Origin of the sequence: Natronococcus sp. A-GB1, assembly GCF_029688845.1 — an archaeon.
Taxonomy (GTDB): domain Archaea; phylum Halobacteriota; class Halobacteria; order Halobacteriales; family Natrialbaceae; genus Natronococcus.
The window spans coordinates 13556-35121 of record NZ_JARUKW010000016.1 but is presented as its reverse complement, the minus strand read 5'-3'; the positions used below and the strand labels follow the sequence as shown (position 1 = coordinate 35121).

Sequence of the window (21566 nt, the reverse complement as noted above, 5' to 3'; positions counted from 1 at the left end):
TATGACGATTCCCGAGGCACGCGAGGAAGCGGTGCTCGAGGCCGTCAACCAGCGCCGCAAACTGGTCAACGAGGCGATCCCCGAAGCGCTTCCGATCCAGCGGCCAGAACGGCTCTACGAGGCCTCACGGTACCTGCTGGACGCAGGCGGCAAGCGGCTCCGACCGACGGTGTTGCTGACAACCGCGGAAGCACTCGCCGACGTCGAGCCGCTCTCGACGGACTACCGGGAGTTTCCCACCCTCGACGGACGGTCGGACCCACCGGCCGCGGACGGAGAGGACGCCCAGCCGCAGACACCGGAGACGATCGACGCGATGGCCGCCGCTGTCAGCGTCGAGGTCATCCAGTCGTTTACGCTGATTCACGACGACATCATGGACGACGACGACCTCCGCCGTGGGGTTCCGTCTGTCCACCGCGAGTACGACCTCGAGACGGCGATTCTCGCGGGCGACACGCTCTACTCCAAGGCGTTCGAGATCATGCTCGAAACCGGTGCGGCGTCGGACAGAGCGGTCGACGCCCTCGACGTGCTGGCGACGACCTGCACGAAGATCTGCGAGGGCCAGGCGCTCGACGTCGACTTCGAGCAACGCGAGGACGTCTCCCCCGAGGAGTATCTCGAGATGGTCGAACAGAAGACCGCCGTCCTCTACGCCGCGTCGGCGTGTCTCCCGGCAATCTTGCAGGGAGCGGACCAGGAGACGATCGACGCGCTGTACGGCTACGGGCTCGACATCGGGCGTGCCTTCCAGATCCACGACGACGTGCTCGATCTGACCGTGCCAAGCGAGGAGCTCGGCAAACAGCGAGGAAGCGACCTCGTCGAGGAGAAACAGACGCTGATTACCGTCCACGCCCGCGATCAGGGAGTCGAAATCGAGGACCTGGTCGACACCGAGGACGTCGAACGCGTCACCGAAAGCGAGATCGACGACGCCGTCGCCGAACTCGAGCGCGTCGGCTCGATCACCTACGCGAACGACCGTGCCCGCGAACTCGTCGAGCAGGGGAAGGACCGACTCGAGGTGCTCCCGGACAACGAGGCCCGCGAACTGCTCTGTGACATCGCGGACTACCTGATCGAACGCGGATACTGATCGGGTCGGTCTCGACCCCGATTCTCGAGGAGTTCCGTCGGGAGTCCGGGAGTCGATCCGACTGGAGACCGTTCTCGTGCGAACTCCTGCCGTCGGTTCCGAAGATCGCGAGCCGTCCTCCGACCGCTCCGGGAAATCGGGACGGCAGCCGTCTCAGTCGAGACAGAACTCCTCGACGAGACTGCGACACTGCTCGGGCTCGAGGGGCTTCAGGACGTACGCGTCCGCCCGTGGCGGTTCGGACTGTACCTTCTCTAGCTCCGGTTGTGTCCCCGTCAGCACGACGACCGGAATCTCGCGGAGTTCCTCGTCGGCCCTGATAGTTTGGAGCACCTCCTCCCCGCTTTTCTTCGGAAAGTGCCAGTCGAGAAGGACGAGATCGGGACGGGGGGCGGACTCGTACTCGCCGCGTCGCTCGAGGAACTCGATCGCCTCGACGCCGTCGGTGACGACGTGGTAGTTCCCCCGGAGCCCTGCGTTCTCGAACATCTCCCTGGTGAGACGGACGTCGCCCGGGTTATCCTCCGCTAAGAGTATCTCTCCCACATGCTTCGGACCACCCATACTGGACCTACCAGAGACGGGTACATAATTGTCACTACCGATTGGCAACGGTGGGCTGCTCCGAAAGACCGAGCGGCGAACGGGGGCTATCAGATCGCGGGGTCTCAGCGTCGCTCCATTCTACCCCGCGATGGGACCGGCGTGTACGTCCGTCGAACGACGCGTTCTCTGCTAGTTCCCGAGAAGGGCATCGATCACCAAGTGTGTAGGGACGAGTCTTAGGCACGTAACATCCGTAGTAGTGTGTATGAACGACCACACGCCCGACGAGCCGGTAGACGTGCTTCTGATCGAGGACAACCCGGGTGACGTTCGCCTCACGCAAGAGGCGTTCCGCGCGACCGAGAGCGAGATCTCGTTCCGGGTCATCAGCGACGGGAAGGAGGCGGCGACGTACTTCCGACAGCCCGAGGATTCCGAGCCATGTCCCGACCTGGTGTTGCTCGATCTGAATCTCCCGCGAAAGGACGGGCTCGACATCCTCGAAATGCTCGAGGAGGAACTCGACTACCCGCCGCCGCCGGTGCTCGTGCTCTCGAGTTCGAGCGCCGAGGAGGATATCACCGCGAGCTACGCCAGCGCCGCGAACGCCTACCTCACGAAGCCCGACGCCATGCCGGAGTTCACCTCGATGGCGGAGGCGATCGAACGGTTCTGGATCGACGCGGCACAGCAGCCGCCCGCGCCGGCCTGACGCGGAATCGGCGAGACGACGCTCCTGCTCGGAACGTGGGCGGACGGGCCGACACCGCTGCGGTTTTGAGCGGGCGGCGAATACCCCACGGTAATGGACGACGACTTGCGCGAACGGATCGAGCGGGAGGCGGAGAAACACGCGCTGTTGAACGCGGTAAAACACGAGAGCGACGCCGACGTCGGCGCGATCATGGGGCCGCTGATGGGCGACAACCCGGCGTTTCGCGAACACGGCGACCAGATTCCGGGCGTCGTCGGCGGTGTCGTCGGACGGGTCAACGACCTCACATACGCCGAGAAGCGCGAACGGCTCGAGGAGCTCGCGCCCGAGGAGCTCGCCGAGATCGAGGCCGAGGACGAGGGCGACGACCACGACCTGCCCGACCTCCCCCGCGCGGAGGAGTACGACGAGGTACGGATGCGGTGTGCACCGAACCCCAACGGGCCGTGGCACGTCGGCCACGCCCGGATGCCCGCCGTCATCGGCACCTACAAGGAGCGCTACGACGGCTGGTTCTGCGTTCGCTTCGACGACACCGACCCCGAGACCAAGCGGCCCGACCTCGAGGCCTACGACGCGATCCTCGAGGATCTCGACTACCTCGGGTTCGGGCCCGACGCGACGTTCAAAGCCAGCGACCGCCTCGACATCTACTACGACCACGCCCGGAAGCTGATCGACATGGGCGGGGCCTACACCTGCTCGTGTTCGGGCGAGGAGTTCTCCGAGCTGAAAAACAGCGGCGAGGCCTGTCCCCACCGCGAGAAGGACGTCGAAACCGTTCTCGAAGAGTTCGAGGACATGATCGCGGGCGTCTACGACAGCGGCGAGATGGTCCTCCGCGTGAAGACCGACATCGAGCACAAGAACCCCGCGCTGCGGGACTGGGTCGGTTTCCGAATGATCGACACGCCCCACCCGCGCAAGGAAGCCGAGGAGTACCGCTGCTGGCCGATGCTCGACTTCCAGTCGGCGATCGACGACCACGTCGTCGACGTCACCCACATCATCCGCGGGATCGACCTGCAGGACTCGGCGAAACGGCAGGGCTTTCTGTACGACTACTTCGGCTGGGAGTACCCCGAGGTCGTCCACTGGGGCCACGTCCAGATCGACGCCTACGACGTGAAGATGAGCACGTCGACGATCGCGGAACTGATCGACGAGGGACAACTCGATGGCTGGGACGATCCGCGCGCGCCGACGCTGCAGAGCCTTCGTCGGCGCGGCATCCGTGGCGAGGCCATCGTCGACGCGATGGTTGGCCTCGGCACGTCGACCAGCGACGTCGACCTCGCGATGAGTTCGATCTACGCGAACAATCGCGACCTGATCGACGAAGAGACCGACCGCCGGTTCCTCGTCCGCGACGGGCGCGAGGTCCCGTTAGGTGGGAGCCCACCCGGCGAGGCGAACCCGCCGCTACACCCCAACCACGAGGACCGCGGCGTCCGCGAGATCCCCGCCGGCGACGCCGTCCTGCTCGAGCCCGACGACCTCCCCCAGCGCGAGGAGCGGATCTGGCTCAAGGGGCTGGGCTGTTTCCAGTACACCCGTGATACGCTCCAGTACACTGGTGAAGATATCGACGTCGTTCGCGAGGGCGACGTCGACGTCGTCCACTGGGTGCCGGCAGCCGAGAGCGTCCCCGTCCGAATGCGGACGATGGACGGCGACGTCAGTGGCCGGGCCGAACCCGAGGTCGCCGCCCTCGAGCCCGACGAGATGGTGCAGTTCGAGCGCGTCGGCTTCGCTCGGATCGACGGCTCGGACGGAGAGGACGGGACGCTCGCCTACTACGCCCACCCCTGAGCCGTCGCGACTACCGGATACCGAACCCGTCGACCGATTCGATCGCGCCTCGAGTCGAACGGCGAGGGCCCGACTCGGGACGGAGACAGCGGATGATCGGCGTTACTCGTCTTCGTCGTCGTTATCGTCCGTCTCATCCTCGCCGTTCTCTTCTTCCGCTTCACCGTTCTCGTCGTCCATCTCCTCGGCCTCGTCTTCTTTCGCTACCCGCCCTCGAGCAGGTCGTCAGCGCTGTCGGGAAGGGGATCCGCGACGACGCCGTCCTGACGCCCGAGAACGCGTGCGTGGGGAGCACAGACGGCCCTGTTTTCGTCCCACGGGATGTGGAGTTCGACACAGGCCGGGCGGTCGCAGCCGTTTTCAGCGCAGTCCATACGCCCGGAACGACGGCGAGCGACTCGGCGTTTGCGGTCACTCAGAGGACGAAGACCGCGACGAGGAAACCAAGCAGGATCGACGCCGTCAGCAGGACTTGAGCGGCCGTCGACGCGAGGATCCCGACCGTTGCGTAGAACGCCGACCGGGTGCTGTGGTCGACGTCGCCACCGCGGACGAACTCGAGGACGAACACGGTTCCGAACAGGCCGACGAGCAGCCCGATCGGGCCGGTCAGGAGCATGAGCGCGATCCCGACGACCGCGGCGGCACCCGTCGTCGTCCAGGACGCACCACCAGCACGGGCGGCGATCGAGCCCGCGAAGAACTCGACGAACAGGGTGAGCGCGCCGAGGGAAAGCAGGACGAGCAGGGAGATCGGTCCGGGTTCGGTAAACCCCGACCCCCACCAGTACAACAGGACACCCGAGACGGAGAGCAGGCCGCCGGGGACGAGCGGGACGACCGTGCCGGCGACACCGCCGACGAGCAGGGCAATCGCGAGGGCGGCGATGACGTCGACCATAGGGAGGCGAAGACGCGGCGACGGCAAAGACGTACCGCCTCCGGAACGGTTAGGGACGGGGGGACGAACCGACCGGTATGGGACGGATACGCGGAGCGATCGTCGTCGGCGCCTCCTCGGGAATCGGCGAGGCGCTCGCTCGAAAGCTCGCCGCCGACGGCTACGAGGTCGGGCTGGCGGCCAGACGAACCGATCGACTCCGGGCGATCGGCGAGGAGCTCCCAACACGATCGTACGTCGCGACGATGGACATCGCCGACCCCGAGACCGCTCGCGAGCGGTTCGACACGCTCGCCGACGCGATGGAATCGGTCGATCTCGTCGTCATCAGCGCCGGCACCGCCGATCTGAACCCCGACCTCGAGTGGGAACCCGAGCGGAAGACGATCGACGTCAACGTTCGCGGATTCGCGGCGATCGCGACCGCGGCGATCTCGCAGTTCGAGGAGCAGGGGATCGACGGCCACCTCGTCGGCATTTCGTCGGTCGCAGCCCACTTCGGCAACGGCGCCGTGCCGGCGTACAACGCCTCGAAGGCGTTCGTTACGACCTACCTCGAGGGGCTGCGGACGCGAGCGCGCGGGAGCGAGACGGACATGACGGTGACGACCGTCGAACCAGGGTTCGTCGACACTGAGCTGGCCTACGGCTCGTTCTGGATGTGTTCGCCCGAGACTGCGGCCGAAGGGATCGCTCGAGCGATCCGCAAGGAGCGAAGCCACGTCTACGTCACCCGTCGGTGGCGACTCGTCGCGTGGGCCTTCGACATCGTTCCGAACGCGATCCTGCGACGGGTGCTGTCGTAGCGCCGCCAGTCGCGTCAGGACTCCGCGAATCGCTCCCGGACCTCGAGCGCCGCCTCGGTTCCGTAGCGGTCGACCAGCGGGCAGAACGCCTCGCCGAGGGCCCGCATACACTGCCCGGTAGAGTGGTAGTCGAGTCGCTCGGCGACCGTCTTCAAGTCGCGGGCCTGCAGTACTCGGAGAACCAGCAGCCGCTCCTGTCGGGTCGTCAGTTCGACCGTCGACGGCCGCTCTATGAGGTAGCGAACGACTAGTTCACGAAACGGGCCGGGATCGACGTCGAACAGACCCGGCCCGTAGGCGGCGCCCGCGACGACGCGCCACTCGTGAGCGCTCAACTCGAGGGGTGGGGCGGCGTCGACGGGGACACTTCGCAGGACCGCCCGCGCGACGTCTGGCTCAAGGTCGGCGAGGGCGTCCGAACAGAGAGCGGCGAACCGTCGGGCGAAGCGCGCGGCGTGGCGGTCGCACAACGTCTCGCCAGTCTCGCCCGTCGGCGAGAGTAACAGCGCCGAGTACTCCCCGCTGGTGTCGTTGCGCGTCGTCGAGATGTGGACCGCCGCGTACCCGTTCGCCCGCCAGAACTCGAGGAGGCCGGGCGTCGCGCCGAACCCGGTGCCGAGCCAGTCGGCTTCGCTACCGAATTCCTCGCGGATCTCCGCGAGCAGCCGCGAGCCCAGCCCCCGCGAGCGCGCGGCGTGGTGGGTCGCGATCCGCACGACCCGTACTCCGGCGGGCTCGCCCGCACACTCGTCCCGTAGCTGGCTCGTGAGCACGTCGGGGAGCATGTTGCCGCGAATTCGGCCACCCTCGTACATCATCGCTCGCTGCTCGGCCGGAAGGTTCCCCTCGCGGGCCAGCAGGGCGACGCTGACGACGTGGCCGTCGTGGACCAGCGCGCGAGCCTCGAGGTTCGGCGCGTCGAGCAGGCGCGCGAGGTCGGTGGGCTCGGTGCGGTAGTGAGCGAGCACGAGCAGCCCGAACGCCTCCCGCAGCAGCCCCTCGTCGGCCAGCAGCTCCTCGGGCTCGAGTCGCCGATAGCGGACGGTCTCCGGCGCGGCGTCCGCGACGAGTGAGCCGACCGGGGGACGGGCGTCGAGCAACAGGGCGCGAAACGCCCAGACTTCGACCGGATCGCCGGCAGCGTATCGGATCGGTTCCGCCAACGTGCGCTCGGTGACGGTGTGTTCGCTCTCGGCGAGGCGATCCCGGAACCGGACGGAGAACCCTCTCCCCGCCCCCTCGTAGCCGTGGATCGTCGTCGCGAACGCGATCCGATCGGCCGCAAGCAGCGACTCGAGGGTCGCGACCGGGAACGCGGCGGCCTCGTCGACGATCACGACGTCGGCGGCCTCGCAGTCCTCGAGCGCCGCGGTCGGCTCGAGGTAACGGACGCGTCCGCCCGCCGCCGTTTCGAGTCGGCGTTGTTCGGCCGTCTCGACTTCCTCGAGGCTCTCACAGAGCTCCCGGGCGCGATCGAACACCTCCCGCGCGTTCCGGACGTTTGGGGCGGTCACGAGCACGTCTTCGCCGTCGGCGGCGAACGCGCCGGCCGCCAACCCCGCCGCGCTCGACTTCCCGCGGCCGCGGTCGGCCTCGAGCACGACCGCCGCCGGAGCGTCGAGCAGCGATTCGAACGCGGCGACGGCCTCGATCTGGTCGCTAGTCAGACAGGCCTCGTAGGCCGGTAGCGGGAAGCGGTGGTCCGCGGGCGGCTCCAGTTCCGCGTCCGCGTTCAGACTCGGCGGGGGACGGGTCAGCCCCTCGTCGACGGTCCAGCTCGTCTCGAGATCAACGATTCCGATTCCCCGGTGCGCTCGAAGCGTCTCGACGAGGCGGCGTCTGAACCGACCGGTGACGTCCGACAGCGAGAACGGCGGGACGGCGAGGGAGTCGTCGAACGCGTCCCGGCGGTCGGGCCAGGACTCGAGCGACGGCGTCAGCAGGATGAGGAGCCCGCCGCCGTCGACCGTTCCGACGAGCTTCCCGAGAGCGTCGGGCTGGAGCTGGTCGTGGGCGTCGAGGACGACGACGTCCCGCGTCGTGCCGAGCAGCTCGCCGACGTGGGTCTGGGAGAGCTGTTCGCAACGCAGCCGATCCTCGGGTCCGACGAGCGTGGTCCGGGTGATCGCTACCGAAAGTCGGTCGAGGATCGCCTCGAGGCGCTCGTACCCGCGTTCCCGGTCGCCGGCCAGTACCAGCGCTCGTCGTTCGTTCGTCCGCACCGCCTCCGCGCGGAGCGATCGGGCGAGGTCGACGAGGTCGTCGTCAGCGGCCATACCCTCGCGTCGTCGCCTCGGGTGTAAGAGGTCACGGTCTGGCGGTCGCGTCCCCCGCGGTCAATCGTCACAGCCGGTCACGGTCGATCGGCCCGCCTCGAGTTTCGATCCGAAACCGCCGCTACCGGCCGTGCGGACCGATCCCACTCGTCCGGTCGTTTGGACACGCTTTTAAGGGGGGCAACGCTACTGCGTAGTACACCCTACGCGGGGTTGATGATGCTCCTAGCCTCACAGGACTTCCGCCGACCGGACGTCGGCCCGGGACCCAGCCCGGACGGCAGGGGAGCGCGAGCCCGCGCGTAGGAGAGGTGAACAACCAATGTCAGTCTACGTAACCACAGACATCCCAGCCGACCTCGCAGAGGACGCCCTCGAGGCCCTCGAGGTCGCACGAGACACCGGACGCGTAAAGAAAGGAACCAACGAGACCACCAAAGCGATCGAGCGCGGCAACGCGGACCTCGTCTACGTCGCCGAGGACGTCTCCCCCGAGGAGATTGTCATGCACCTGCCCGAACTCGCAGACGAGAAGGGTATCTCCGTCGTCTTCGTCGAGACCCAGGACGACGTCGGCCACGCCGCCGGCCTCGAGGTCGGGAGCGCCGCCGCGGCGATCGTCGACGCCGGCGAGGCGTCCGACGACGTCGAAGAGATCGCCAACAAGGTCGAGGACCTCGACTGAGGTGACCTGAGATGAGCGCTGAAGAGAACGAAAGCGGATCCACGCCCGCCGAGGTCATCGAGGTCGTCGGCAAGACCGGCATGCACGGCGAAGCCATGCAGGTCAAGTGCCGCATTCAGGAGGGCGAAAACCAGGGTCGAATCATCACCCGAAACTGCCTCGGGCCGGTCCGCGAAGGAGACGTACTCCAGCTTCGCGAGACCGCCCGCGAGGCGGACTCCATCGGAGGACAATAATGGTCGAGAAACGTACCTGTGACTACACGGGCGAGGATATCGAGCCCGGAACGGGCATCATGTACGTCCAGAACGACGGTACCGTGCTTCACTTCGCCAGCGCGAAGGCGGAGAAGAACTACAAGCTCGGTCGCGAGCCGCGTGACCTCGAGTGGACCGAGGCCGGTCGCGCCGGCAAAGGTCCCGCCGAGACCGACACGCCTGCCGACGAGGACGAAACCGTCGAGGCCGGCGAGGACGAGGATCTCGAGGCCGAGACCGACGTCGACGACGAGGACGAGGACGTCCCCGCGGGCGACGAGTCGGTCGACGAGACCGAGGAACTCGAGGAGAGTGAGGCCTGATGAGTGAGGCCGAGCGCACGTTCGTGATGATCAAGCCCGACGCGTTCGCGCGCGGGCTGGTCGGCGAGGTCGTCTCCCGACTCGAGGACCGCGGGCTGAAGCTCGTCGGTATCAAGATCGAGAACATGCCCCGCGAGCGGGCCGAGGAACACTACGGCGAACACGAAGACAAGCCGTTCTACGACGACCTCGTCGAGTTCGTCACCTCCGGTCCGGTCGTCCCGATGGTCTGGGAGGGCCAGGACGCGACCCGGCAGGTCCGCCAGATGATCGGCGAGACGGACCCGCTCGAGGCCGCGCCCGGAACGATCCGGGGCGACTACGCGCTCGACCTCGGTCGGAACGTCGTCCACGCGGCCGACCACGAGGACGAGGGCGCCAACGAGCGAGAGATCTCGCTGCACTTCGACGACGCCGAACTGATCGACTACGATCAGCACGACGCCGCCTGGCTCTACGAGTAGCGCTCCGGCGGCCAACTCGTTACCGACGTTCGCGACCGAGTTTTTCTGTTTACCAACATACATTGAATTAGATGAGCCAGAAGCATACATAGACGGAACATCTAATGTATCGGCTGTAGTAGACGAGCATGGTGGTTTCGAATGGTAACTCAGGGTAGGTGGTTCGTGAATGCGTAAGCGAGAACAGGGCTCGAGATCGATCGCGAGCGCGGAGCCCCCGTCTTTGGATCTGATCTTCGATCTTCTCTCGAACCGGCGACGACGGTACGTGCTGTACTGTCTCTCCGAGCGCGCCGACGGCGTCGCCGCCGTCGACGAGCTCGTCGACGCGGTGGTTCGACTCGAGACCGAAGCCGGCGACATCGATCGGGAGTTCGACGAACACCGGAAAAACGTCCGAACGGAGCTCCGACACTCCCATCTTCCCAAGCTCACCGACACCAGTCTGCTCGAACACGACCGGCGCAGTGACACCGTCCGCTACTGGAATCAGCCCTCCCTCGAGGAGTGGCTCGAGCATGCCAAACACAAGGAGCTGTAGCCGGACGGGCCATTTCTCTGCGGTCAGTAGCGGTCGAAACCGGAGTTGTGGCGTTTGCCACCGCCTCCTCGCCCTGTGAAGTGATAGCATTCCCATCCTCAAAGCTTAACAGGCGAGCTACCGATACGGATCATAGAGGTGTCCTTATGACTGATCACGAACTTCCAGAACTTCCGTACGACTACGACGCGCTCGAACCGGCGATCTCCGAACAGGTCGTCACCTGGCATCACGACACGCACCATCAGGGGTACGTCGACGGCCTGAACAGCGCCGAGGAGACCCTCGAGGAGAACCGCGAGAGCGGCGACTTCAGCTCGTCCGGTGCCGCGATGGAGAGCGTCACCCACAACGGCTGTGGCCACTACCTCCACACGCTGTTCTGGGAGAACATGTCCCCCGACGGCGGCGGCGAACCCGAAGGCGACCTCGCGGACCGTATCGAGGAGGACTTCGGCTCCTACGACGCCTGGAAGGGCGAGTTCGAGGCCGCCGCGAGCGGCGCCGGTGGCTGGGCACTGCTCGTCTACGACCCGGTCGCCAAGCAGCTCCGCAACCTGAAGGTCGACCGCCACGACCTCCACGCGCTGTGGGGTGCCCACCCCATCCTCGCCTGCGACGTCTGGGAGCACTCGTACTACTACGACTACGGCCCGGACCGCGGCGAGTTCATCGACGGCTTCTTCGACGTCGTCAACTGGGACAAGGCTGCAGAAGAGTACGAGAAGTGCCTCGACCACTTCGAGTAAGCGACGACCTGGCAACCCACGTATTTTTATCGCACTCGTTCGCTCAGCGACGGCAGTGACGTCCTCCCCGTCGTAAACGACGGGGCTTCCCCAGCACGAGGAAACCCGGCCTGTTGCCGAGCAGGTTTCAGGACCGTCTCTTTCGACGTCGAAGGTGCGGGTTTCACACCACCACTCTTCCGAAAGCGTCCTGTGGCACCGTCACGAGTGCTCCCATCGCCAAGCGTGTCATCGCCGGTCGTTTTCAACGACCGGCTCTCACCCAGGGCGTCAACCTCACGGTCGAAGGCGGTTCGGTCACACTTAGACGGCACACAGGCCGATTTACCGTGCTTGCGAACGACGCGAACCCCGCGCCCGCCGTACCGTGGTACGGCGGGCCGTGGTGACCTTCGCCCCGGAAAACCCCGGACGTCGGTTTCAGGCGCGTCCCGTCCTTCCGCGCAAGTGCCGGAAGTCGGCGTAAACCTTGTGAATGCGTACGTTACGGTGCGTGCTAAACGTTTGGGTTTCAACAAGGCCACCGCCGGTGGGTTGCGTCGCCGAGTGACGCGATTCACGCCCGTCCCCAGAACGCGGAGCGTTCTGGTGTGCGAACGAGACGCTTTGCGTCTCGTCAACGCCGTAAACGGCAGGATTCTCTCGCTGTTTAAAGATAGCGTCGCGGATCGCGAGCCGACCGCGGACGAAGCGAGCCCTCTCGAGCCGTCGCCGGCGTCGAGACCGGTGCGGTCTTGTGGCACCGCGCCGATAGCAACGCCCATGCCAGTTCCGAAAGACGAGTTCGATCAGCTCCCGCCCTGTGACTTCTACACGCCCGCGGAGCTGTTCGAAGACGATCAGATGTACACCGTCTACGAGATCGCGCGTCTGCTCCAGGGGCTCGAGCCCGACGCGGATATCGACCGCGAGACCGAGAACATCCTGCTCGACTGGGCGATCCCGTGGGTGATGACCAACGCCGACGAACTCGTCGTCGCCGAGCCGCGCGACGAGGAGGAGCCGGGGTTCTACGGACTGAAAGACGAATGATCCTCCTCGTGGTCGGATCGGATCGCGTCGACGCCGGCAAGACGACGTTCTCGACGGGCCTGCTCGAGCGAACCGGCGCGGTCGGCGCCAAACCCCGTGCGGGAAACGACTACTGGTTCGACCACGACGACTGTCGGCGCGCGCTCGCCGACGGTCGGCTGTACGGGAAAGATGCTGCGCGACTCGCGACCGCGGAGGCCCGAGGACGCGAGCCGGAACAGCTCAACCCCGTCCACCGGCTGTGGCGGCCCAGTCCCGGCCCCAGTGCCGGACTGCTCGGACAGACCGACCGGGAGTTCGTCGTCGACCGGATCGGTGCTCCGGGTGAGGCCGGCGAACCGACGTACGTCCGCAACGCCACCGTCGACGTCCCCGACCCCGTCGCCTCGGCGCTGCCCCTCGAGGAGGCGATCCCTGTCGAAACCGTCGACGAGCTCAACGACGTCACGGCCGACCGGTACGTGCCGGCGTTCGAGTCGCTTTCGACCGAACTCGAGGCGACCGACGTCGCCGTCGTCGAATCTTACGGCGACATCGCTCGGCCGCTGAACGATCTCGATCCCGCGGCGATCGCCGCGGTCGTGGTCGTCGAGCCGGGGCGGGCCCGGATCTATCCGGGTAATCGGTACTGCCGGGCCTGCGAGATCGCCAGCACGAGTCCGAAAGACGGCAGCCTCGAGAAGCGAGTGCCGACGGTTCTCGACTACCTCGATCCACTCGAACGGGTTCGGCTGCCACCGCTGGCCGGAGAGGAACGCGAGGACCCGGAACGTGTCGCCGAGGCCTACGCCGACGCCTACGACGCTCTGCTCGAGGCCGCCGGCCGGGTTTAGGCCTGTCGGGCCATCTGCGCCGACAGTTCGACGTGGTCGTAGGGGTTCGTCGTCACGCTCGGGCCGTGGCCCGTGTGGAGCTCCGCGAGCTCCGGGGAGATCCGATCGAGGACGAGATCGATGCTCTCGATCAGGGTCTCGCGGTCGCCCTCCTCGAGGTCGGTCCGCCCGAAGCTGCCGTTCTGGAAGACGAGGTCGCCCGCGAAGAGGATCCCCGCGTCCGCCGAGTAAAAACAGAGGTGATCGTCCTTGTGGCCGGGGGTGTGGAGCGCAACGTACTCGTGGTCGCCCAGCTGAACCGTCTCCCCGTCGGCGATCCCGTGATCGACCCCGTCGATCGACGGATCGTATCCCCACGCCTCGACGCCGAACGCCGATTTGACCGCCTCGAGGTTCCCGACGTGGTCGGGGTGGGTGTGGGTGAGCACGACTGCGTCGAGGTCATCGACGTGGGACTCGACGGCGCCGACGACGTCGAAGTTCGCGCCGGGATCGACGAGCACCGTACGCTCGCCGGTGACGAGGTAGACGTTGCTGGTGAAAGCCTGCACGCCCTGCGCGAGGTTCGTGACCATACGGGGCCGTACAGGAGCGGGGGGCTTGTGCGTGTCGACCTCGGTGTGGGCGCTCGAGCGGCGATCAGCGACCGAACGCGATATTCACAAGCATTTTTAGCTCCGGCACGTAGTAGAGGACGAATGACTCGGTCGGTCCCCGTCGGGGTCGGTATCCTCGTCATTACTGTCGTGCTCGCTGGCTTCACCCTCCCGATAGCGATGGCCGGCGCCGTCGACGGGGGCCAGCAGTCGCTCACGGACCGCGAGAGCGCAGTTCCGGCTCAGCACGCAGCCGACGACTTCGACTCCCAGAGCTTCGACAGCACGACCTTCGAGATCACCGTCCACGAAAACGGGAGCGCGACCTGGACGTTCCGCCACGAGCAGCGCCTCGGAGACGACGACGAAGAGGCGACCTTTGGCGCGTTCGCCGAGGAGTTCGAGGAGGACGAGACCGGGCTCTACGAGCGGTTCACCGATCAGGCCGAGGCGCTGACTGACACCGGCGAGGAGACGACCGACCGTGAGATGGAGGCGACCGCGTTCAACCGCTCGGCGTCGACCGAGTACAGACCCGGCGCGATGGGCGTCATCGAGATGTCGTTCGTCTGGGACGGGTTCGCCGACGTCGAGGACGACCGCATCGTCGTCGGCGACGTGTTCCAGAACATGTATCTGGGCTCCGATCAGTCGCTCGTGGTCGAACCCGGTGACAACCTCGTGTTCACCGACGCCGACCCCGCGGGCGAGTACACCGCCACCACGATGGAGAACGCCAGTTCGATGACCTGGACCGGCGAGCAGGAGTTCCTCGACGGCCACCCCTCCATCGTGCTCCAGGACGCCGACGACATCGGAAGCGACGGCACCGCGGGAACAACCGGCGGCTCGGGCGAGGGTACCCTGCTCTCGTGGCCGGTGATGCTCGGCACCACCGTGGTCGTCCTCGGCGCCATCATCGCCGGCGCGTGGTATCGAACCAGGCGGGACGATGCATCACCGGATGACTCAGCGGGGGAGACCGCCGAGCCGACCGGTCCCCGAGCGGAGCCATCGGGGGCGGGTGCGGCGGCCACGGAGCCAAAGGACCGGGACGAGCCGGGGTCGCTCACCGAAGAGGAGCTCTTGACCGACGAGGACCGGGTTATCAAGCTCATCAAAGAGAACGGCGGCCGGATGAAGCAGGTCAACATCGTCGAGGAAACCGGCTGGTCGAAGTCCAAGGTCAGTATGCTCCTCTCCGAGATGGAACGTGAAGGCGACATTAGCAAGCTCCGTGTCGGCCGCGAGAACATCATCAGTCTCGAGGGGTTCGAACCCGAAGCGGCAAAGTCGCCGTTCGACGAGTAGGGCGCAATCGCCACCGAACCCCGTGTCAGGATTCGACAGAGCCGGCTCGAAACGGAACGCTTAAACGGTACACGGCGTTACGAAAGAGTGCAGGCGAAAGAAGACGGACGCTCCGATAGTGTAGTCCGGCCAATCATATTGCCCTCTCACGGCAATGACCAGGGTTCGAATCCCTGTCGGAGCATTTCTACGCCAAACTGCTCGACGAGCACCGCAAAACGTGTGTGGGTCCCGTCGTGAGCCGTGAACTCGATCACGGGATCAAAAGTCGAGAAACGTGAGCCCACGGGCGCTTCGTGTGGTTCGAACCCCTGTCGGCACACCCCGTCCCCATTTCGCAGTTTTCGACCGTCCACTACCCAGTGGCGCGTACCTTCGGTCCGTAACTGCTCGAGAGATCCGATCGGTCGCCGTGGACGAAAGGAAGACACCGGCGGCGATCCAGCTAGCAGTATGCACGATCGCATTCACGCTCGAGAACCCACCCACGATATCGAGCGCTGGTCGACCGGAACCATCGAGTCGATCGCCCAGCGGGACGGACACTGCGTGGTCACCGTCTCGTCCGAGGACGGAGAGTCGCTCGAGCTCGTCGTCACCCACGCGATTCGGGAGCTGTTTCTCAGTCGGTTGGATATCGACGACGACGAATCGCCGGTCGGGGAGCGCGTCTGGTACCGAAAACACGGCGGCTGAGACAGACGGATGTCCTGAACGGGTGCGATCTGTCGGTCGTGCTGCTGGAGGCTCACTGGCAAGTGTACGGCTGGCTCAGTGATCGCCGATACCCGACGCTTGAAGCGATTACGGACCGACTGCGTGATACAATGTCGAACACTGACCGACAGTACGATCTCGTCCTGTGGGGTGCGACCGGATTCACCGGAACGCTCGTTGCCGAGTATCTCACCGAAACGTACACGCCGGAGGAACTCTCGCTCGCCCTCGGTGGCCGAAACGAGGACCGGCTCCGAACGCTCGCAGACGACCTCGTGGCTGGCGCTCAGTGGGAGTCGCTCCCGATCGTCCGTGGCGATGCGACGGATCGAGAACGTCTTCAGGAGATCGCCGACAGTACGCGCGTCGTCTGTACGACCGTCGGGCCGTACACGACGTACGGGACGCCGCTCGTCGAGGCGTGTGTCGAGGCCGGAACCGACTACTGCGACCTCACGGGAGAACTCAACTGGATCCGGGAGATGATCGACCGGTACCACGAGGACGCCCTCGAGGCGGGGAGCCGCATCGTCCACACCTGCGGCGTGGACTCGATCCCCGCCGACATCGGGACGATGGCCGTGCAGTCGGCTGCGGTCGACGAGTTCGGGACGCCGTGTGACCTGGTTCGGCTCTACGTGGACGGGCGCGGCGGCGTCAGCGGCGGAACGCTAGCCAGCGCGGTCGCGATGTTCGACGCCGCGTCGACCGATCCGATCGCTCGGCAAGCCCTCCGGAACCCGTACTCGCTTGCGCCACCCGGGGAGCGCACCGGTGTCGACTCGGGCGAGCAGCGGCGTCCAAAGTGGGACCCGCTGCGATCGGTATGGACCGCACCGTCACCGATGGCCGCCGTGAACGAGCGCGTGATCCGACGCACCAACGCACTCCTCGAGTATCCGTGGGGTCGCGAGTTTCGCTGTACCGAGACCGTTCCGACCGGAAGCGGAATCCGAGGTGGGGCAGTCGCGACCCTCGTCGCTGGCGGGTTCGGGTTGGCGGCTGCCGGAATGGCGATCGATCCGGTTCGAGCCGGGTTACAGCGGTTCGTGTTTCCCGACCCAGGCGAAGGACCGAGCAGGGAACGAATCGAGAGCGGGCACTTCACTGTTCGGCTCCTCGGTCGCGGAACGGCCACCGACGGTCCGTTCGTCGTCGAGGGAACGATTCGTGCGGACGTCGACCCGGGGTACGGGGCGACCGCACGGATGCTCAGCGAGGCTGCGATGTGTCTCGTCCGTAACGAAACCGCAACGCCGCTCGAGGGGGGCGTGCTGACGCCGGCCTCGGGAATCGGCGAGCCGCTCGTCGATCGGCTTCGAGATGCCGGGCTAACCGTGAGCGTGTCCACCTAACCACCGAGGGCGATGGGATGGCCCCGTTTCCGTCACGCTCGAGGCTCACCGGTCGACGAGGCGACCCAGCACGCCACCCGGCAGCCCGGAACGGAGTATCCGATCGGCCAGCCAGTCCGGCAGCACGGCCGACAGCCGCGGAAGCCAGCGAGCCCGACGTCCGATCCGGTATCGGCTGCGCGGCGCCCTCGCCGTAGCGGCCTCGGTGACGGTCTCGGCGACGGTCTCCGGACGTACATCCCGCGGACTGTAACCGTCGAACGCAGCGTACTGCTCGGCGTAGGGGCTTTGTCGGTCGGACGCGAGCGTCTCGGCTGCCCGTTCGTTCAACCCCGTCCGGACGGGGCCGGGTTCGACGAGCGACACCGTGACGCCGTGAGGACCGAGCTCGCGGCGCAGCGCATCGACGTACCCGTGAAGCCCGGCTTTCGCAGCGCTGTAAGCGCCGTGGTACGGCAACGCGACGTTCCCGAGGACGGAACCGACCGCGACGATCCGGCCCTCGCGACGACGAAGCGTCGGCAGAGTTGCGTGGACCACCGTGTGGACCGCGGCGAGGTTCGCCTCCAGATGCCGCCGAAACGTCGCCGGCGAGACGTCCTCGAGCGCGCCGAGTTCATACCAGCCGACCGTCGAGATCAGGCAGTCGACCGGTCGGTCGGCCAACAGCTCCCGGACGGCGATTTCGTCCCGCACGTCCAGTCGGACGGTGTCGACTGCAGCCGGAAGGTCGGCGAGCCGGTCCGAATCCCGGTCGAGACAGAGAACGTCGTGGCCCGCCTCAGCGAGCCGGGTCGCGATTCGTCGTCCGATTCCGCCGCCCGCACCGGTGAGCGTGACCTGCATACGTTCGGAATGATCGACCGGTGGAGGGATAGTAACAGCCGAAACAATAGTGGCGTGATCCGAACGCGGTTCCCGCCGCGAACTCGATCGTTCGGTCGCGAGAAGCGTTATGCTCCTCGGCCCGCTACTCGAGGTGATGGTCCATCCAGCGACTCGTCGCCTCGACGTCATAACAGACGATCTCGAGAACCGAGGATTCACGCTCCGGTCGGACGGCGACGCGACGCTTGCCGTCAGCGACCCGACGGCGTTTGCCGGCGTCGACGCGCCGTTGCACCTCGTCTACCCACCCGACAGTGCGCCACTGACTATCGTCTCGAGGATCGCGACCGCTGTGCATCGGGGACACGTTCCGGTACTCGTTGCGGACCGGTGGACGAAAGACGAGCTGAGGGAGGTTCTCGAGTCGCCGTTCCTCCTCGCGTCCCGACGCGACGGTGCCAGGCAGTTTTACGCCGTCGAGGACCGGATCGGACTGACCGACGACAGCTTCGCCTGTCTCGGGACCCCCGGTCGAATCGAGTGGTACGAAACGGCCGCAAACGGCGACGATCCCTCGCTGGTCCTCGACGTCGGCGGCGAGACCGTCGCGGTCCTCGAGAGCGTCGAAACGTTACGCTGTCCCGGCCCCGAGCCGGCGGCGTTCCGGTATCGGTACAGTCGCGACGAGGACGGCCGACTGTCCGTGTTTCGTGGAGAGACACCGGTCGGACAGGACACCAGTTTCCGCTCGATGCGTGCCGACGGGTTCCGTCCCGTTCCCCTCCCTCTCGTCACCGAACACCACGTCCGCCGGAACGGCCATCTCGCACGGGCGACACTCTGCGCTTTCGTCACCGGGGACGAAGTCGAGTACAGCCGCTGTCGGACGAGATAGCAGGGTGGATCAAGCGGTGGCGAAAGCAGCTTCGCTGCGATTCGGCCACGGAGCGTCGGCCTGCCGGAAACCGCCGCTTCCGCCGTGGACTCGGCGGAGCCGGGAGCAGTTGTAACGTTGAGCTGGAACCGCTCGAGTATCTCTGCGCTCGACGTCGATTTCCGAGCGGGGAGTCGTCGATCGAACCCGATTACACTCGCAGATGGCGATCGGTGATATCGTCGTTCAACTCGGAGACCCGACGATCAGCCGGCTGAACGCGGTCTCCGAAGAGGTTTCGACCGACGCGTCGCGCGTACGAACTCGTCAGCATAACCGAGATGGCGTCACCGATGTTCGCGCCGTGGGAGTGCTGGAGTCCGATTGTGTGGCCGATCTCGTGGGCGATCGTCTCGGCGACGGCCGCCTCGACGCGGTTCGTCCCCTCGGCAGCCATCCAGGTGATCCCGTAGCGGTCGATCGGTTCACAGCACGTCGGAAGAATCGCGGGGGACGCGATACCGTTGCCCGAACTGATCTCCGGGTGGTGCGAGAGGAGGAGGTGGCTGTCGACGGACGATCGCGCTCGGCTGTACTTGGCCCAGTTCACGAGCGACCGCCTCGCGGCCGGCATCTCGTCGCCGAACGTCGACAGCGTCGACGGCAGCGTCGTCACCTCCTCCGGAACGGTCAGGGCCTCGTCGATCAGTTCGAACGAGTTCGCAAACCGCGGTTCGAGAATATCCCGCACTCCCGATTCGGCGAGGCGCTGACCCGTGTCCCGTCGCTGTCCGCTCTCCTCGAACCCGGTCGTGAGCCCGTCCGTCTGGTAGACGGCGATGGTTATCGTCTCCGGCGCGCGAACGCGGCGCACACCACGGTCGAACGCGACTGCCCCTCCTGCAGCGGTCCCGACCCCCGTGAGGAACGTGCGCCGATCCATACAAGTCCAAAATGAAGTAATTCATCATATACCTTCTGTTTAATTTAATAGTCTCTCTAAAATACAAGTGGAGTGGGTTGAACGAACCCAGGCAGAAACTGAGTCCTTGGAGAAGACCCGAGCGGCGGGCAGGTATGCCGAGCGAATCGTCGGGATCTCGACTAGCCCTCGACCGCTTCCGGCACGTCGGTTCGAGTCGGTTCGTTCGTGTCGACTCCGAGTAGTCCCACCCACGCCTCGGCGTCCGCTTCGGGTGCGGTCACGTCCGCGAGGACGGCGTCACAGTCCCGACAGACCGTCCAGACGGCGACGTGTGGGGGCTGGCAGCACGGGTCGATCCGTTCGTCGTTTCGATCGACCGGCCCGTCACAGCTCGGACAGCGCTCGAGCAGGAGCCGGATCCGCTCGAGAAGCGCCAGGCGGTCGTCACGCTCGAGATCCGACCAGTCATCGACCGTCTCACGGAGGACCGACGCGGACGCGGCGTCGGCGACGAGCGCGGCGTCGGACTCCCAGCGGAGGAGCCGGTTGCCATCGATCGAGTATGCCCGCGGCCCGCGTTCGACGGCCTCGGAGACCGCTGCGAGCGCCTCGACGTCGTCGGCTCCCGGCGCCGACTCGCGGCGACTGACTTCAACGCGGAACGCCTCTCGGAACCAGTCGGTCAACGAGAGTGTTCCCTCGGACGGTCGGTCAGCGACCCCGGCAGCGGCGAGTTGCTCCCAGGGCGTCTCCGAAGAGGTTCCCTCGAGCGAACGGGATGCGATCGGTTCCTTTCCGAACAGCCGAAGGATCGACGCCGGAAGGTAGCGCTCAGTGAGTGCCGGCGTTCCCGGGACGAGATAGCCACGGAGGTAGATCGCCGCGAGGAAGCCGCCGAGCGCGACCACCCCAAGTAGGCTAGTCGTAACGATTCCCAGCGTCGCCGCCAGGACGAGTGCGATCACCGCGTTGACGGCCGTACACGGTAGACAGCGGTTCTCGCCCGTGTACTCCGGCTGTCGAACGGATCCGACATCTATGGGAGAGAGGCGCATTGGGTACTGTGAGAGGGTACCACGCTGTACGGCAAAAACGTTCGCGACGGATTCGAACGATCTGCCCTCGACGAGACCGTACCCAGATTTCTCGAGGTCCTGCCCAGTGACGGACTCGATAGCGTTGTCAGGCGGGCTACCGACCTTGCGTTGCCTGTCCACGGGCAGCCAGTAGCGTCGTCGGCACCGGTGGACGCCGTTCCGCCTCAGTCGAGGTCGTCGATCGGGCCGGAGTGACACTCGGGGCACCGAAGCGTTCCCTTTGTCGGGAGGTCAACGTCCCGCCGGGAAAACGTTGCCTGGCAGTTCCGACAGCGAACGGTCGCCCGCGTGTCCGGCTCGAGGCGGGCCCGCGGCAGTCGGAGATCGTCGGTGTACGGATCCATAGGTAGCTATTGTCTACCACAGTAATGAATCCTCGGACGGGCCAGTAGCCGTGCCCGATGACGAAAGCGGTTCGCTAGCAATCACCGGTTCGACTGTTCTCAGCCCTCAGGGTGCCGCATACCGCGGTATCGGATGCACTCGATCCCGGTAAAAAGGGACCGGCTCACGCAATGAGGTTCGTCATTCTTCCTGAGTCCCTTGCACGACTGTCGAACGTTCCGAAAACCGCGTACTCGACTCCGAAGACTACTACTATGAGTTCGAACGATCTACTCGTCGATAAGTGTCCAGTGTGTGAAATGTACTTCGCCGTCACCTCGAGCGCCGACCTCCAGCGGCGACTCAACGCCCACGAGCTCGAGCAACACGGCAAGGTCAAGCCGACGCGAGTCGACCACCGTGCGGCGAACCACCGGTAGCGACGCCCAGTTTTTTGAGGACGGTCTCTGGTATCGAGCGAACGGCGGGGGTACCAT

At 66.0% G+C, this 21566-nt stretch carries 25 protein-coding genes and 1 tRNA gene; 17 read left to right on the top strand and 9 right to left on the bottom strand.

Annotated elements, in window-relative coordinates; genetic code table 11:
* The first annotated feature begins 1 nt into the window (after position 1).
* On the top strand, positions 2-1102 hold the full coding sequence (locus QA600_RS17370) for a polyprenyl synthetase family protein (protein WP_278293202.1): 1101 nt from the start codon (positions 2-4) through the stop codon (positions 1100-1102).
* A 153-nt stretch (positions 1103-1255) separates the two neighbouring features.
* On the opposite strand, the gene QA600_RS17365 is transcribed toward QA600_RS17370, so the two are convergent.
* Positions 1256-1666, bottom strand: coding sequence for a response regulator (locus QA600_RS17365; RefSeq protein WP_278293201.1), 411 nt, complete (start codon positions 1664-1666; stop codon positions 1256-1258).
* Between the two features lie 247 nt (positions 1667-1913).
* Between QA600_RS17365 and QA600_RS17360 the strand changes: the two genes are divergently transcribed.
* Positions 1914-2360: a response regulator gene (locus tag QA600_RS17360; RefSeq protein WP_278293200.1), complete on the top strand. Its 447-nt coding sequence runs from the start codon at positions 1914-1916 to the stop codon at positions 2358-2360.
* Between the two features lie 93 nt (positions 2361-2453).
* On the top strand, positions 2454-4175 hold the full coding sequence (locus tag QA600_RS17355; RefSeq protein WP_278293199.1) for a glutamate--tRNA ligase: 1722 nt from the start codon (positions 2454-2456) through the stop codon (positions 4173-4175).
* Between the two features lie 203 nt (positions 4176-4378).
* Here QA600_RS17355 and QA600_RS17350 read toward each other — a convergent pair whose 3' ends face one another.
* Complete coding sequence (locus tag QA600_RS17350; RefSeq protein WP_278293198.1) at positions 4379-4549, bottom strand: hypothetical protein; 171 nt, start codon at positions 4547-4549, stop codon at positions 4379-4381.
* Positions 4550-4590: 41 nt separating this feature from the next.
* On the bottom strand, positions 4591-5076 hold the full coding sequence (locus QA600_RS17345) for a DUF456 domain-containing protein (RefSeq protein ID WP_278293197.1): 486 nt from the start codon (positions 5074-5076) through the stop codon (positions 4591-4593).
* A 77-nt stretch (positions 5077-5153) separates the two neighbouring features.
* Here QA600_RS17345 and QA600_RS17340 point away from each other — a divergent pair, with 77 nt between their 5' ends.
* Positions 5154-5882, top strand: a complete 729-nt coding sequence (locus QA600_RS17340) for an SDR family NAD(P)-dependent oxidoreductase (RefSeq protein ID WP_278293196.1) — start codon at positions 5154-5156, stop codon at positions 5880-5882.
* Positions 5883-5896: 14 nt separating this feature from the next.
* On the opposite strand, the gene tmcA is transcribed toward QA600_RS17340, so the two are convergent.
* Entirely contained in the window at positions 5897-8158 is a 2262-nt protein-coding gene (tmcA, locus tag QA600_RS17335; RefSeq protein ID WP_278293195.1) for a tRNA(Met) cytidine acetyltransferase TmcA, read from the bottom strand.
* 322 nt (positions 8159-8480) lie between these two features.
* Here tmcA and rpl7ae point away from each other — a divergent pair, with 322 nt between their 5' ends.
* The 8 genes from rpl7ae to QA600_RS17295 all read left to right on the top strand — a co-directional run bounded on the left by rpl7ae (position 8481) and on the right by QA600_RS17295 (position 13042).
* Positions 8481-8843 (top strand): 50S ribosomal protein L7Ae, encoded by a 363-nt coding sequence (gene rpl7ae, locus QA600_RS17330; RefSeq protein ID WP_005557922.1) that lies wholly within the window; start codon positions 8481-8483, stop codon positions 8841-8843.
* 11 nt (positions 8844-8854) lie between these two features.
* Positions 8855-9079: a 30S ribosomal protein S28e gene (locus QA600_RS17325; RefSeq protein WP_005557920.1), complete on the top strand. Its 225-nt coding sequence runs from the start codon at positions 8855-8857 to the stop codon at positions 9077-9079.
* On the top strand, positions 9079-9423 hold the full coding sequence (locus QA600_RS17320) for a 50S ribosomal protein L24e (RefSeq protein ID WP_278293194.1): 345 nt from the start codon (positions 9079-9081) through the stop codon (positions 9421-9423). The genes QA600_RS17325 and QA600_RS17320 overlap by 1 nt, the downstream gene beginning before the upstream one ends.
* The gene (gene ndk, locus QA600_RS17315; RefSeq protein WP_278293193.1) at positions 9423-9887 is read left to right on the top strand and encodes a nucleoside-diphosphate kinase; all 465 of its coding nucleotides are present in this window, start codon (positions 9423-9425) and stop codon (positions 9885-9887) included. Before QA600_RS17320 ends, ndk begins: the two co-directional genes overlap by 1 nt.
* Before the next feature lie 169 nt (positions 9888-10056).
* Entirely contained in the window at positions 10057-10428 is a 372-nt protein-coding gene (locus QA600_RS17310) for a hypothetical protein (protein WP_278293192.1), read from the top strand.
* 146 nt (positions 10429-10574) lie between these two features.
* Positions 10575-11177 (top strand): superoxide dismutase, encoded by a 603-nt coding sequence (sod, locus tag QA600_RS17305; protein WP_278293191.1) that lies wholly within the window; start codon positions 10575-10577, stop codon positions 11175-11177.
* A 762-nt stretch (positions 11178-11939) separates the two neighbouring features.
* On the top strand, positions 11940-12209 hold the full coding sequence (locus tag QA600_RS17300; RefSeq protein WP_278293190.1) for a DUF5827 family protein: 270 nt from the start codon (positions 11940-11942) through the stop codon (positions 12207-12209).
* Positions 12206-13042, top strand: coding sequence for an ATPase (locus QA600_RS17295; RefSeq protein WP_278293189.1), 837 nt, complete (start codon positions 12206-12208; stop codon positions 13040-13042). Before QA600_RS17300 ends, QA600_RS17295 begins: the two co-directional genes overlap by 4 nt.
* Here the strand turns inward: QA600_RS17295 and QA600_RS17290 are convergent.
* Entirely contained in the window at positions 13039-13617 is a 579-nt protein-coding gene (locus tag QA600_RS17290; protein ID WP_278293188.1) for an MBL fold metallo-hydrolase, read from the bottom strand. The genes QA600_RS17295 and QA600_RS17290 overlap by 4 nt on opposite strands.
* 123 nt (positions 13618-13740) lie before the next feature.
* On the opposite strand from QA600_RS17290, the gene QA600_RS17285 reads away from it, so the two are divergent.
* The 4 genes from QA600_RS17285 to QA600_RS17270 all read left to right on the top strand — a co-directional run bounded on the left by QA600_RS17285 (position 13741) and on the right by QA600_RS17270 (position 17021).
* Positions 13741-14949, top strand: a complete 1209-nt coding sequence (locus QA600_RS17285) for a helix-turn-helix domain-containing protein (RefSeq protein ID WP_278293187.1) — start codon at positions 13741-13743, stop codon at positions 14947-14949.
* A gap of 109 nt (positions 14950-15058) precedes the next feature.
* Positions 15059-15133, top strand: a tRNA-Glu gene (locus QA600_RS17280).
* Between the two features lie 269 nt (positions 15134-15402).
* Positions 15403-15645, top strand: a complete 243-nt coding sequence (locus QA600_RS17275; RefSeq protein WP_278293186.1) for a hypothetical protein — start codon at positions 15403-15405, stop codon at positions 15643-15645.
* A gap of 131 nt (positions 15646-15776) precedes the next feature.
* Complete coding sequence (locus tag QA600_RS17270) at positions 15777-17021, top strand: saccharopine dehydrogenase NADP-binding domain-containing protein (RefSeq protein WP_278293185.1); 1245 nt, start codon at positions 15777-15779, stop codon at positions 17019-17021.
* 45 nt (positions 17022-17066) lie between these two features.
* On the opposite strand, the gene QA600_RS17265 is transcribed toward QA600_RS17270, so the two are convergent.
* Positions 17067-17867 (bottom strand): SDR family NAD(P)-dependent oxidoreductase, encoded by an 801-nt coding sequence (locus QA600_RS17265; RefSeq protein WP_278293184.1) that lies wholly within the window; start codon positions 17865-17867, stop codon positions 17067-17069.
* Between the two features lie 136 nt (positions 17868-18003).
* Here QA600_RS17265 and QA600_RS17260 point away from each other — a divergent pair, with 136 nt between their 5' ends.
* On the top strand, positions 18004-18744 hold the full coding sequence (locus QA600_RS17260) for a hypothetical protein (RefSeq protein WP_278293183.1): 741 nt from the start codon (positions 18004-18006) through the stop codon (positions 18742-18744).
* Positions 18745-18934: 190 nt separating this feature from the next.
* Here QA600_RS17260 and QA600_RS17255 read toward each other — a convergent pair whose 3' ends face one another.
* The 3 genes from QA600_RS17255 to QA600_RS17245 form a co-directional block, all read right to left on the bottom strand.
* Positions 18935-19666, bottom strand: coding sequence for a zinc-dependent metalloprotease family protein (locus QA600_RS17255; protein ID WP_278293182.1), 732 nt, complete (start codon positions 19664-19666; stop codon positions 18935-18937).
* 161 nt (positions 19667-19827) lie between these two features.
* Positions 19828-20703 carry a hypothetical protein gene (locus tag QA600_RS17250; RefSeq protein WP_278293181.1) on the bottom strand — a complete coding sequence of 292 codons (876 nt, stop codon included), beginning with the start codon at positions 20701-20703 and terminating at the stop codon, positions 19828-19830.
* A 206-nt stretch (positions 20704-20909) separates the two neighbouring features.
* The gene (locus tag QA600_RS17245) at positions 20910-21089 is read right to left on the bottom strand and encodes a hypothetical protein (protein WP_005557889.1); all 180 of its coding nucleotides are present in this window, start codon (positions 21087-21089) and stop codon (positions 20910-20912) included.
* Positions 21090-21566: the final 477 nt, after the last annotated feature.